Source organism: Bifidobacterium vansinderenii (assembly GCF_002234915.1).
GTDB classification, from domain to species: domain Bacteria; phylum Actinomycetota; class Actinomycetes; order Actinomycetales; family Bifidobacteriaceae; genus Galliscardovia; species Galliscardovia vansinderenii.
On the sequence record NZ_NEWD01000028.1, the window covers coordinates 36,063 to 49,400 of the forward strand.

Annotated in this window: 6 protein-coding genes; 3 read left to right on the plus strand and 3 right to left on the minus strand. The window is 61.8% G+C overall.

Annotated elements, in window-relative coordinates; translation table 11 throughout:
• Positions 1 to 110 precede the first annotated feature (110 nt).
• Positions 111 to 1,025, minus strand: a complete 915-nt coding sequence (locus Tam10B_RS09635) for a hypothetical protein (protein WP_093961033.1) — start codon at positions 1,023 to 1,025, stop codon at positions 111 to 113.
• 602 nt (positions 1,026 to 1,627) lie between these two features.
• Here Tam10B_RS09635 and Tam10B_RS09640 point away from each other — a divergent pair.
• Positions 1,628 to 3,265: an ATP-binding cassette domain-containing protein gene (locus tag Tam10B_RS09640; protein ID WP_093961034.1), complete on the plus strand. Its 1,638-nt coding sequence runs from the start codon at positions 1,628 to 1,630 to the stop codon at positions 3,263 to 3,265.
• A 144-nt stretch (positions 3,266 to 3,409) separates the two neighbouring features.
• Here the strand turns inward: Tam10B_RS09640 and Tam10B_RS09645 are convergent, their stop codons facing one another.
• On the minus strand, positions 3,410 to 4,843 hold the full coding sequence (locus tag Tam10B_RS09645; protein ID WP_093961035.1) for an amino acid permease: 1,434 nt from the start codon (positions 4,841 to 4,843) through the stop codon (positions 3,410 to 3,412).
• 309 nt (positions 4,844 to 5,152) lie between these two features.
• Between Tam10B_RS09645 and Tam10B_RS09650 the strand changes: the two genes are divergently transcribed.
• Complete coding sequence (locus Tam10B_RS09650) at positions 5,153 to 6,154, plus strand: LacI family DNA-binding transcriptional regulator (protein ID WP_093961036.1); 1,002 nt, start codon at positions 5,153 to 5,155, stop codon at positions 6,152 to 6,154.
• 74 nt (positions 6,155 to 6,228) lie between these two features.
• On the opposite strand, the gene Tam10B_RS09655 is transcribed toward Tam10B_RS09650, so the two are convergent.
• On the minus strand, positions 6,229 to 11,109 hold the full coding sequence (locus Tam10B_RS09655) for an Ig-like domain-containing protein (RefSeq protein WP_158214193.1): 4,881 nt from the start codon (positions 11,107 to 11,109) through the stop codon (positions 6,229 to 6,231).
• 475 nt (positions 11,110 to 11,584) lie between these two features.
• Between Tam10B_RS09655 and Tam10B_RS09660 the strand changes: the two genes are divergently transcribed.
• On the plus strand, positions 11,585 to 13,141 hold the full coding sequence (locus tag Tam10B_RS09660) for an MFS transporter (protein WP_093961038.1): 1,557 nt from the start codon (positions 11,585 to 11,587) through the stop codon (positions 13,139 to 13,141).
• Positions 13,142 to 13,338: the final 197 nt, after the last annotated feature.

The following is a 13,338-nucleotide window of genomic DNA, read 5'->3' on the forward strand; positions in this document are numbered from 1 at the left end:
TTGTGTTTACCCGCAATCGCAATCGGGGTTCCGTATCGCCCAGTGGCAACGGGGCGGCGAGTTTTGTGGTTTTCTTCCATCTCACCGGTCCTGAATCATGGTGACGACGGTTAAAATTCCGGCTCAAGATCCTTCAAGCGCTCGATGGAAACCACAAAACTCAGCTGATCGAGATCTCGTAATCGCTTGCGTCGCCGGATAAGAGCCCGAAGTCCTCGGACCAGCTCCGTACGAGCAGTCTCCGAAGCCAGATCATCAATGGTGATCGGTAACACACAACAATTCGACTGCTGCAACGTCAGGCTTTTTCTGCTGTCGCGTCTTCCCTGATCCGGGGTCCAATGACCAGCTCCCTGATACTCGAGGATGATTCCCAGCTCCGGTTCGACCAAATCACCAAACCACACCTCACCATTGGGATGCGTTATCCGACAATTGACCTCGAAGCCCCTGATTCCTCCCTGTTCGATGGTCAGTCGTAATCTGGTCTCCATGGGCGAATCCGTATTCATCCGTGCGTGGGCACAGGCCCATCTGGACTTAGTTTTACCGGCGAACAGGCCAGTATCAGCCAGATACCGGTGAATCTCCCTGTACCGCATGTGCTTTTGCACATCGCATCGAGTCATCAGCGCGTCAAACAGCACAGTCAGCTCCTCGCGGGGCACCCATCTGGACATCTGCATGCAGGCGACGACGGGATCCACAATTCTGCCGACCACCTCACCGTCCACCACGATATCGTTGCATGGCATGGGTGCCGACCAATAATGGTATCGGAGTGAAGCGCAACTCGTCCGCTTTCGCTGATCTGCCACACAGACGTCGACGCGCTGCGCATCCAATCCGCAGTTTCGCGGAACAGGAAGATCGTATAGTTTCACCGCCGTAAGATACCCGAAAACCAGTGCCCGTCGTGATCTTTTCGATGCATCGATGCACTGCTTCAGCATCCGCCGGCATTCCACCGAGCCCGCGACCAATATGTCGATATCCTGCAATGTTCCATCTCGAATCTCTATCATTGCTCGATGGTATGTGGGAAATCCGCCCATGTGCCAGCTCTTCAGGCAATGTGGACAAACGTGATCTTTCCTCTGGCTGAACATGAGACCGTGAGTTTTGTGGTTTTCTCGCATCATTCGGCCCCCGAAAACCAACGATTCCATACCTGGCATTGGGAATATAGCGGGTATTGTCCTCACGTAAAACCACAAAACTCGCGTTCACGTCATAGACATCGGCATCTGGACCTTCGACGTCGGGAATTTGCCTGATCTGCGCAGGCTCGCTATGATCGTCCCCGGTACAACCGATACATCGGAATCCCGATATGCCAGGGATCCGTATCACAAGGAGAGTTCGCAAGTTGATTTCTCGATAGGCAGCGGATTGACACGGGAATGGTCATCGTCGTCGATGAACCGTACCGTCATGCCGACTGGCTATCCAGCGAATCATACGACAGCTTGAAATCACGCAAACACCTGAATCACGCAACATCGATCGTGTGTATTCTCGTTCGCGCTTTCCAATCAGACGTGTCGTCTCATAACCATGCATGACCGTTCCTCCGTGTTCGCCGCAATACATCGCCGTATTCACCACCGAGGAAAGGATCATAATCATGGCAATATCAACGCTGACGCTCGCTCATATCACGTACACGGTTCCCGGCAACGCCGAACCGCTGTTCTCGGACATCTCCGCAACGTTTCCCCAAGGATGGACGGCCATGCTGGGGGACAACGGCATCGGCAAAACCACGCTCATGCACATCGCCATGGGCCTCTTGCACGCCGACGCCGGGACGGCAGTCCCCTCCCCCGGATCGATGATCGTCGGATTCTGTCCGCAGAACACCGACGAAAAGCCGGCCGGACTTGAGGATTTCGCCGCCGACTGGTCTGCCGAAACGATGGTGATACGCCGCGCTCTCGGCATCGACGACGACTGGCCGTGGCGGTACGGGGAGCTGTCCGGCGGCGAGGCCAAATGCCTGCAGATCGCCTGCGCGCTGGCACGGCGACCCGATATGTTGATCCTCGACGAGCCGACGAATCATTTGGACGAAGGCACACGCAAAGACATCGTCGCCGTGCTGCGGAATTTCCGCGGCATCGGCATTGCGGTCTCACATGACGTGGACTTCATCGACGCGCTGGCCACACGCTGCGTGTTCTTTGAACGTGATCACGTACAGGGGCGCAATGTCACCGTGGTAAGAACCCGCCCCGGCAATTACAGTCAGGCGGCAGCCGACGCGGAGCACGATCGCCGGGCGGCGGATGACGCGCTGCGAACGGCCCGACGCGAGGCCGTACGTCTGGAGAGGACGGCCGCCCGGCGCAGACATGATGCGACGTTGGCGGCAACCCGTGCGCAATCGCAGACCGCCCACGCAACCGTCGACAGGAAGGATCACGATGCACGCAATCTGCTGAAACTACACAAGTCGCTGAGCACCGACGGCAGTGCGGGCGCGGCGAGCGCGCGCATCGCGGCACGAACCGCCGCCGCTCGTCATCGAGCGAATGATATCGTCACCGCCGCGAAACGGTATGACGGCGATATCTGGATGGATGCCGAAGCCAGCCATCGGTCGGAGTTGGTCCGTCTTGAGCCGCAGCTGATTCGATATGACGGTGAGCATAATGGCGCGGATTCGACGAGGTCCGTTGACGAGCAGGGATTGGAGGTTCCCCTGTTGAGTGTGGGACCTCATGACCGCATCGGCATAGTCGGGAGGAACGGCACCGGAAAGACGACGGTATTCCGCGCCATGCTAGGGCAAACGACGCGCATGCAACCGCCGATTCCGGTGCTGTCGATGGCACAGAACACGACGGATCATGATGCGAGCGATGCCATGAGTCGGCTTCTTGGACTGTCTGCCGTTGACCGGACCGCGACGCTGAGTGCCTATGCTCAACTCAACGCGGATCCCGACCGGCTGCTTGCCGGCGAGCAGCCATCTCCCGGAGAGCTACGCAAACTACTGCTGTGTCTTGGTGCGCGGCGGCATCCGCATCTCATCATGCTTGACGAACCGACGAATCATCTTGATCTGCATTCCAAGCAGGCTTTAGCAAAGACACTGGCCGCATTCCCCGGCACGGTGATCGTCATCTCGCACGACCGCGCGTTTCTACGCGACGCCGGCATTACCACGCTGTGGGAATGCCGGCGGAACACCGTCGAGGCCGAGCATCAGCACGGGTCGTATCTAACGATCCGGCACTTTGTCCGATCAGCGCGGCCCTAATCGAGCGTCATGGATGTGATGTGGCGAGTTTTGTGGTTTTGCCTCGTCTGATTCAGCGCATATTCCCCCTTTTCGGACCGATTCGGAGCCAATACGCGCTGAGATACTCTCAGGAAAGCCACAAAACTCGCAGGTGTATGCCCGTCAGGCGTTGCGACGACGGGAGACGAGCGTCTTGACTCCGTACACCGCGTAGCAGATCGCGATGATGATGAGCATGTAGATGAGCGACGGGCGCATGGATTCGTAGACCGCGCTCAGCACGATGGTGCCCACGCTGAGGAACAGCGCCATGATCGGCACGATCGGCCATGCGGGGGTGTGGAACGACAGTTCGCTCACGGAGCGTCCCTCGCGCTTCATCTCCAGTCGGAAGCGGATCTCGCACACGGCCAGCACCACCCATACGATCACGATGGCCAGGCCCGCGCTGGACACCAGCGCCAGATAGATGACCGATGCGGCGGTGACCGAAGAGAGCAGGGCGAGCAGGCCGCCGATCATGGCGGTGCACAGGGCGATCAGCGGCACGCCGTGCTTGGTGGTGCGGACGAAGATGCGCGGGATCATGCGCTCGTTCGACAGCGACCATAGCATGCGTGTGGACGCGTACAGTCCGGAGTTGGCCGCGGACAGGATGGCGGTGAGCACGACGAAGTTCATGATGTCGCCGGCGAACGGCAGACCGATCGCGTCGAACACGAGCACGAACGGGCTCTTGTCCACGCCGGCGTCCTGCCACGGGATGAGCGCCGACATCACCACGATGGATCCGATGAAGAAGATCGCCAGGCGCCAGAACGTGGTGTGGATGGCCTTAGGGATGTTCTCGCCCGGATCCTTGGTCTCACCGGCGGTCACGCCCAGCAGCTCGGTGCCGGAGAATGCGAACGCGACGGTGGACATGGTGGAGAACACGGGCGCGAATCCGTTGGGGAACACGCCGTCCTTGACGAGGTTGGTCAGGCCCGGCGCATGCGAGTAGCCGACGATCGGGATCACGCCGATGATGGCGAGCAGGCCGATGGCGATGAACGCGATGATCGAGACCACCTTGATGCCGGCGAACCAGAATTCGGCTTCGGCGAACGAACGCACCGACAGCGCGTTGAGCGTGAAGATCAGCACGATGAACAGGGCGCTCCACGCCCATGCGGGCGTGCCGGGGAACCATTTCTGCATGATCAGGCCGGACGCGGTGAATTCGGAGCCGAGCGCGCCCATCCATGCGAGGAAGTAGATGATCGCCACGGTGAAGCCGGTGCCCGGGCCGATGAACCGACCGGCGTACACGTGGAACGATCCGGTCTGCGGCATGGCGGTGGCGAGTTCGCCGAGGCAGAGCATGACCATATAGACGTTGAGCGCGCCGACGGCGTAGGCGAGGATCGTACCGATCGGGCCGGCCTGATGGATGGTGTATCCGGAGCTGAGGAACAGTCCGGTGCCGATCACGCCGCCAAGTGCGATCATCATCAGGTGACGGGTTTCCATCTTGCGCTGCAGTCCGGCGTGTTCACCGCCGTCCGCATGCGCGGGTTGCGCGGATTGCGTCTCGGTCTTAGATGCCGAGGTCATGGTCGTATCCCTTCCTCATTTGGGTAAAGTCCGTTTAACTGTATGTCAAAGCGACACGCCCAGTGCCGCGTCGGCCATTGCGATTTCCTATATCAGGTCATAGGTTTTCCCATAGTGTGATTCATGCCACATCGTGTGATTCGTGACGCCGCGCTGCCACATTGTTTCCAGCCATCGCCACGGTTCTAAGACGTGAACGGTCATGATATGACACGCAACGTCATGTAATCGATGACATCACGCGTAAGATGACTGATATCCCGCATCGCGGGAAATCACGTAATTTCTTTCGGGTCAAGGAGGTCGCCCATGATCACGCTCAAGGATGTCGCCAAGGAAGCCGGGGTCACCGCTACCACGGCCTCCCGCGCCCTGCGCGGACTGAGCTCGGTGACACCCAAGACCACGCAGAAGGTGCTCGCCGCTGCCGAGAAGCTCGGCTACCGCATGAACATCTCCGCGCAGTCGCTGCGCACCGGCAAGAGCGGCACCATCACCTTCCTGACCGCCGGCATCGACGGAGCGTACTTCTCCAGTCTCGCCATGCGGTTCGCCGCCGAGCTCAACAAGCAGGGACGGCATATGCTCATCGAATCGTCTCGATATCTGGTGGACGAGCATGGCAACGATCAGGACATGTCGTACCTGTTCTCCGACGGCATCATCGCCATCAACGCCAAGCATGGGTCCAAGGCCTTGGAGTCGCATCCCTCGGTAATGCTGGAGGACTACGCGATGAACAGCACCTACGATCAGGTGAACGCGCCAAGCGTGGCGGGAACGCGCGCGGCGATCCGGCATCTGTACGACAAGGGATGCCGCCGCATCGGCGTGGTGGGCGCCGGGATTCCCCCGGAGTCGAATCCGGGCGCCTCACAGGAGGTGCGACTGCTCGCGGCCAAGCACGAGTGTCAGGAGCTCGGACTCGAATTCGACGACGAACGATCGCTGATCAGAGTGTCGTGGTCTCGCAACGGCGGCGTGGAGGCCGGACACAAATGGGCCGACGAGCAGCTGCCGTTTGACGGACTGTTCTGCCCGAGCGACGGACTGGCGTTGGGACTGCTGCGCGGCCTCGCCGACCGCGGCGTCCGCGTGCCTCAGGATGTGGCGGTGATCGGATTCGACGGCGTGCCCGACGGCGAGTACAGCGTGCCCACGCTGAGCACGATCGCCGTGGACTTCACCGGCATGGCGCAGGCGGCGGTGTCGCTGCTCACACGCCGCATCGATCACCCGGAGGAGGACCATTACCCGCAGACGGTCACCGTGGGGTACAAGCTCATCGAACGCGAATCCACCGCACGATAAGTCCACATACGACAAGGACACACAAAACCGGCTCCCCTCATTGGGGGAAGCCGGTTTTCGCTTTTTGCGTCGCCTCAGACGAGTCGCACGGTGTAGAGGCGCTTGGTCACGCCGTTCTCGGCGACGACCTCCACCTGAACCGTATCGGAGTCCCCGGTCGGGGGAACCACGGTGACGGCCGCGTTGTCACCAGCGGGCACCGGCCTGACGTCGAGCGGCGCATCGGACTCATGCTTCGCCACGTAGGCGTCTGCGCTCGGATCGAACGCAGAGCCGTCCGCACCCGTCACGGACACGCCGTCCACGAGCAGGTCGGCGAGCGCGCAGTCCTCGTTCACCACGGCAATCTGCGCATCGCCGCGGATCTCGGTGATGGCGACGCACTCCCCCGGCCGGCTGGTGAAGTCGATACGGATACGCGAGGTCTTCACCATGTCGAACGAGTAGGTGCGTTCCAGACCGCGGTCGATCTTGGTCGACTTGGTCTTGTCTCCGAAGGATCCGTAGATCCATCCGGCGCTTCCCTGCTGTTCCACCGGGTTGTCGTGGGTCGTGAGGCCGCTGACCGGAACCCAGCGTTCGCCGTCCCATGCGCTCACCGTCACCGATTCGGGCAGGGCCACGCCTTCGCCCTCCAGGCAGTAGTAGATCGTGAACGCGTTGAGCATGAACGGGGTTTCGGTGCCATAGCCGAACCGGTATTCCAGCCATGCGGTGTTCTCGGTGTTGCCGAAGGTGGACCAGCGGTTCTTGAGGTTGTATCCGGCGCGGGCGGTGTACGACACCGTGCCGTCCATCAGGTTCGACACGTCCTCCATCACCTTGGGGTCGGTGTTGGTGTACGACGCCTCGACCGTGGGGTACACGTCGTTGCGGAACGAGAAGAGGTCGCGGTTTTTTGTGTACCGGTCGGTCACGCGCACCGTGGCCTCGGCTTTCTCGTCGATGCCGTCGACGTCGCCGCTCACCGTGAATTCTCCCGGCTTGGCGTAGGAGGCGGCATCCGGCTCGTGCCAGGTGACGTTGCGTTCCTCGACCAGTCCGTCGCTCCACCACACGCGCACGGTCGTCCGTTCCGCCAGGTCCGGAGCGATGCCCGCCACGGTTGCCGTGGAGACGTGCTCGACCGCCGCGACCTCCACCACGGTAACTGTGGCGATGGCGTGCACGGCGGAACCGTCCGCGTTCCGTACGCCGCTGACGCTGCCGCTCACCTCATGACTGCCGGCCGTATGCCACAGGTCGTCGGGAACCTGCCATGTCACGGGGAGCACGGCGTCGAAGCCGTGATCGAAGTGTACGCGCACGGTCTGCGGCAGTCGTCCCGTTTCGCCGATTTCGGTGCGCAGCTCAGTCGCATCCACATCGGTCACGTGTTTGTCGTGATCGCCCTTGGCGACGTCGATCGTTAACGGGGCGGATTCGACCGACTGTCCAGAGTATTCGGCGCGGACCCGGATCGTGGTCCGGCCGGTCAGGCTCGCCTCGAACGCTTCGCCGTTCACCGAGCCCACTGCGGGATCGGACACCGTGTAGGTCAGTTCGTCGGCGTCGATCGGCTCGCCGAGCGCGTCGACGGCTTGCACCGTAAGCGTCGCGGATTCGTCCTCGACGAGCGCGACCCGGTCGGCGTGCAGCTCCACCGAGGCGATCGGCGCCGGTGGGATGGTCACGTCCACGCGCACGGTGGCGCCACGGGTGCCGTCCTCGGAGGCGATGTCGATCAGGTATTCGCCTGCCGTTGCGCCGACGGGCGGAATGACCGCGATGGAGGCGTTGTCGGCGGATTCGGCGTCGATGACCGGAGCCTTGGCGTCGTATGGCAGGGTCAGTGCGTACCGGCGGACGTCGGGACCGAATCCGTCGATCGTTGCGCCATTGATGCGCAGATCGGAGAGCGTCACGGACGATGATGCCTTTTCTGCCGTGTTCCCGTCTTCGTCAAGCGTGCGGATACGCGCCACGGCGTGCAATGGTTCGGCGGCGCCCGGGGCGTTGAGTGCACCCCGAACGACCGTCACCGGAGAGTCGGAACGGTCGACATCGTTCGGCTTCTGCCAGGTGACGGGTTCGGAGCGTCGACTGCCGTCGTCGTAGATGACCGTAATCGTGTCGGGCAGGAGCGGTTCGGCGTCCGCGGCGGCGGCAGTGGTATAGGGGACGACGGCGACCGGTGCGGTGACCGTGACCGTCGCGTGTACGGCGAGACCGTCCGCGGTCACGCCTTCGATGCGGAGGGTGCCGGATCGGTCGTAGTCGGCGGGTTCGATGCCGCGCCATTCCACGGAGACCGGTGCGGTGGCGTTGCCGGCGAGTTCCGCGGTGACGGTCGTGGGCAGGGACGGCGCCGTACCGACGGTGGTGCGCACGTGGACCGGGCGCACTGCGAGCGGGGTCTGGCCGGCGACCGGGTTTTCACTCTCCGGTTTTCCACTCTCGACGTCGTTGCCGTTTTCGATGAACACGGTGGTCTCCCCTGTTTCGAGTCCAGCGGCCTTGGCGTGCACGTGGATCGGTTTGCCGGAGCCGTCCGGCGCCACGATGACCAGCGCCTTGCCGTGGTAGGCCTTGCGCACGGGCAGCTGGAACGCCTCGGTGCTGGCCTGATAGCCGTTGTCGGTGCCGAGGATCGTGCCGTTCTCCACGGTGAAGACGATCTGGTTGTCCGCATCGGGGCAGATCACGTCGGCCGAATCGATCACGTCGGCGGTGATGAAGCTCAGGTCACGGTCGTCATCGGAAAGCACGTGGCGGTCGGCGGTGAGTCGGATCGCGGCAGGAGAGCCGGCGGTGGTCACCACGTCTCGCGCCACTTCCCTGCCATCGGCGGCGTAGGCCACGGCCTCCACCACGCCCGGCTCGAAGTCCACGTTCCAGTGCAGGTAGATGGAATCACGCGGATCGTCCTTGGCGAACCGGTATTCGAACGGCTTGTCGGGATGGGCGGTGTCGATGTGGAATCCGGTCTGGTGCGGGGTGAACTCGCGCACACCGAGCGAGCGGCCGTTGAGGAACAGCTCCACCTTGGCGGCGTTGGAGTACGCCCAGATCTGCACGGGTTCGCCTTCGCGCCAGTTCCAGTGCGGCAGCAGATGCACCATGGGCGCCTCGTCGGGGTCGGACCATAGGCTCTGATAGAGGTACCACTCGTCCTTGGGGAAGCCGGCGGAGTCGACGATGCCGTAGTAGGCGGTCTTCGGGGCGAGCACGGTGCCGTCGGATTCGGTCTGACTCGGGTCGTTCCAGTAGAAGTTGCCGATGTAGGGCGCCGGTTCGCCGATGTAGTCGAAGCCGGTCCACGTGAACTCGCCCATGTGGAAGTCAAGGTCCATGGAGCGCATGAAGTCCTTGCGGATGGGCGTGCCGCGGTTGGCGGTGATGTCGTACGACGTGATCTCGTAGGTGTCGGGATCCCACGGCTGGCGGCCGGGTTCGAACGGGAACTCGGTGCCGCGCACGCCGTCGGGCACGTCGGTCGGGTACACGTAGTATCCGCGGGAGCCAAGGCTGCATCCGCTTTCGGAGTTGATGATCAGGTCGTTCGGATGCTTGGCGTGGATGGCGACGAGATGGTCCTCGGAGGCGTAGGAGTAACCGCGCACGTCCATGCGCTTGTGGATCTCGTTGCCGATGCCGTCGATGCCCTTGCTCAGGTACGAGGAGTCGTTGACGCAGACCGGGCGCGTCGGATCCGCGGCGTGCGCGACGGACACGAGTTTTTCGGCGAGCGGCAGTTCGCTTTCCTGCCAGGCGACCTCGTTGCCCAGGCTCCACATGAACACGCTCGGTTCGTTACGGTCGCGGCCGATCATGGCCTTGAGGTCGGTGGCGGAGTCGGCGAGGAAGTAGTTGCTGTAGTCGTTGCGGTCCTTGGGGGCGGTCCACATGTCGGCGAGCTCCTCGAGCACGAGGAAGCCCATGCGGCTGGCCTCCTCGATCTGCACCTTGGAACCGATGTTGTGCGCGGTGCGGATGGCGTTGACGCCGGCCGCCTTGAGGATCTCGAGCTGACGGACCACGGCCCTGCGGTTCACGGCGGCGCCGAGCGCGCCGAGATCGTGGTGCATGCACATGCCGGCGATCTTCATGCGCACGCCGTTGAGCGACAGGCCGGTCTCGCTCGACATGCCGATCCAGCGCAGACCGAACGGGGTCTCCACCTGGTCTATCGGGGAGCCGTCGACGATGATGCTGGTGCGCAGCGTGTAACGGTAGGGGTCGTCCGTGCTCCACAGATGGGGATGGTTCAGCATGATCAGCTGCCGCACCGGCGATTCGTCATCGGAGCCCTTGTGCCCCGCGGCGATGGTGACGGAGCATTCGTTCGACGCGACCGTCGTGCCGCCGTCGATCACTTCGGTCAGCAGTGTCGCCGTGACGTCGGCATCGGTATGGTTGGTGGTCCAGGTCTCCACGTGGATCTCGGCGAGGTCGCGCCTGACGTCCTGTTCGAGCGTGGGTGTGCTGATGCGGATGCCGTCGTGCGCCACGTGGACGGGATCGGTGATCACGAGTTTCACGTCGCGGTACAGGCCGGCGCCAGGGTACCAGCGGGAGCACGGCTCGGGAGTATTGGTATGGATGGCCAGCACATTGGCCTCGCCGGACGGGTTCAGCGCGTCGGTGATATCCACCTGGAAGGGTGCGTATCCGTTGTGGTGCTCGGCGATCTTGGTGCCGTTGACCCAGATCTCGGACAGTTCCATCACGCCGTCGAAGTTCAGCGACACGCGGCGGCCGTCCCACTCCGATCGGGTGTTGAAGGTCTTGCGGTACCAGCCTTCGCCGGTACGCAGGAATCCGACGGTGGAACGGGCCAGACGGCTGAACGGACCCTCCACGCCGAAGTCGTGCGGCAGACAGACGACACGCCATGTCGAATCGTCGAAGGATGGGCTCTGCGCTCCGGACGACACGCCACGAAGGAATTTCCAGCCATCGTTAAAATCCGACACGCGGGCGATACTATACGTATTTTTGACGCTGCGAACAGACTTCGGAGGCGCAGCAGATACATCGTTAACATTCATGGGCAGAAACTCCTTTGTTATCGCGTCATCCGCGCTACCTCGCGCGGAATTCCAACAGTCACGAGCCGTAGCTCCTTGCTTTCGACAAGTCGGAAAGTGACCTTTATCACTGAATCTCGTGTGTGGATGACTCCCAGCATAGCACCGATTTTGACATCGATAAAATTGGTGTTATAGTACTAACCAACAAGCTAAACAACCTCTCGATTGCAGCTTGAAGTTATATCGATAACTTTTTAGACGATCGCGTACAGATAGCCAATGAGGTCATTTGTACATAGTCTTACAGCAATAACTGCCAGTGTTGAATCTGTCGGTTCTTATTTGTTATCGATATAACTGAAGTTAGCAGGGTTCCAAGCGGTCCCCTCTATCTCGATGAAGAGAAAGGACGACAATAATGTCGGGCAATAACACAATGAACTACGATCTGACGGGCAAGGTACCGCTGCTCGCCAAGTTCGGCTTCTCCATGCTTCCTCTTGCATGGGTCACCCAGACCATGGTCGTCACCTGGCAGATGTTCTACTTCACGACGTTCGTGAAGATGTCGGTGATGATGGTCACGCTCATGCTCACCGTCGGCAAGGTGGTCGGCGCATTCGCAACCCCGTTCTGGGGATACCTCTCCGATCGTCTGTACCGCACCGCATTCGGCCGCAAGTTCGGCCGTCGTCGCGCCGTGCTGCTGCTGTGCATCCCGCTGAACTTCATCTTCTACATGGGCCTGTGGATCATGGGCATGCCGACCTGGTTCTACTTCCTGGTCAACATCCTCTACTGGGCTGCATGGGCCGGCGTCACCACCGTGCAGTACGCGCTGCCGGCAGAGATGACCGAGAACACCACGCAGCGCGCCCAGATCGTGGGCATCAACCAGATCGCCGGTGCTATCGGCGGCACCTCGCTGTCCATGCTCAACATCTGGCTGTTCACCCTGTGGGGTAAGGACAACTGGACCGCCTACTTCTACATCGCCCTGCTGTGGGGCATCGTCGGCACCATCGCCCTGTTCATCGGCTTCCTGACCGTTCAGGAACGTCCGTACGACGCCTCCACCGACGTGGCTTCCTCCGACTCCTCCAACGGCGAAGCCTCCGGCCTCAAGCGCTTCGTGGGCGTGTTCTGGAACTTCCTTTCCGCCATGCGCGTCAAGTCCTACCGCGTCTACCTGGGCATGTACATCTGCGAGCAGACCTTCCGTGCCATCCGCGGTACCATCAACACCTACTTCGTGATGTTCGTGCTGCTGCTTGACCCGCAGACCGTGTCCCTCGGCACCGGCGTCGGCTTCATCTTCGGCATGGCGTTCGTAGCCATGTGGATCTGGCTGACCGCCAAGCTCGACGGCATGCGCACCTTCCGCCTCGGCGGCTACGCCTGCATCCTCGCCTTCGCCTGCATGCTCGGCCTGGGCATCTTCCACGCCAGCGTCTCCACCGGCGTGCGCGCCACCCTGTTCGTCGTGTTCCTGATCCTCATGAACTTCGGTATCTCCGGTGTGGTGAACGCCACCCAGTTCGTGTTCACCCTGGTTCCGGACGTGGACGAGATCGTGACCGCCAAGCGTCGTGAGGGCCAGTACGCCGGCATCAACTCCACCCTGGACGTCATCTTCACCGCTCTCGAGACCCTGCTCATCGGCGCCGTCCTGAGCTGGACCGGCTTCGTTGAGGGTGCCACCACCCAGCCGGCCGCCACCGTCGACTGGATCATGATCCTCTACACCGTCGTCCCGGTCGTCCTGGTCATCCTCGGCAACATCGTCTCCCGCCTGCTCAAGATGACCAGCGCCAACCACAAGAAGGTGCTCGCCGAGGTCACCCGTCTGCGCAACGGCGGCGACATGAAGGACGTCGATGCCGAGACCAAGAAGGTCGTCGAGGAGCTGTCCGGCTTCAAGTACGAGCAGTGCTGGGGCCACAACAACGTCATCGACGCCACCAACAAGGCCTGACACCTTCCGGAGTCTTCCCGCAACGCCGTCCTTTCCGGGCAACCGGGGAGGGCGGGAAGGCCCCGCTTCTTCAACCACAATTCAATATTTCCGGATCGGATTCCACGGAATCGACAGGGGGTGCGGCCAGATGGCTGCACCCAAACTCGTCTCTCAGCAAACCGCACATCATCCGTCGTGCACCACGCAGCAACCAT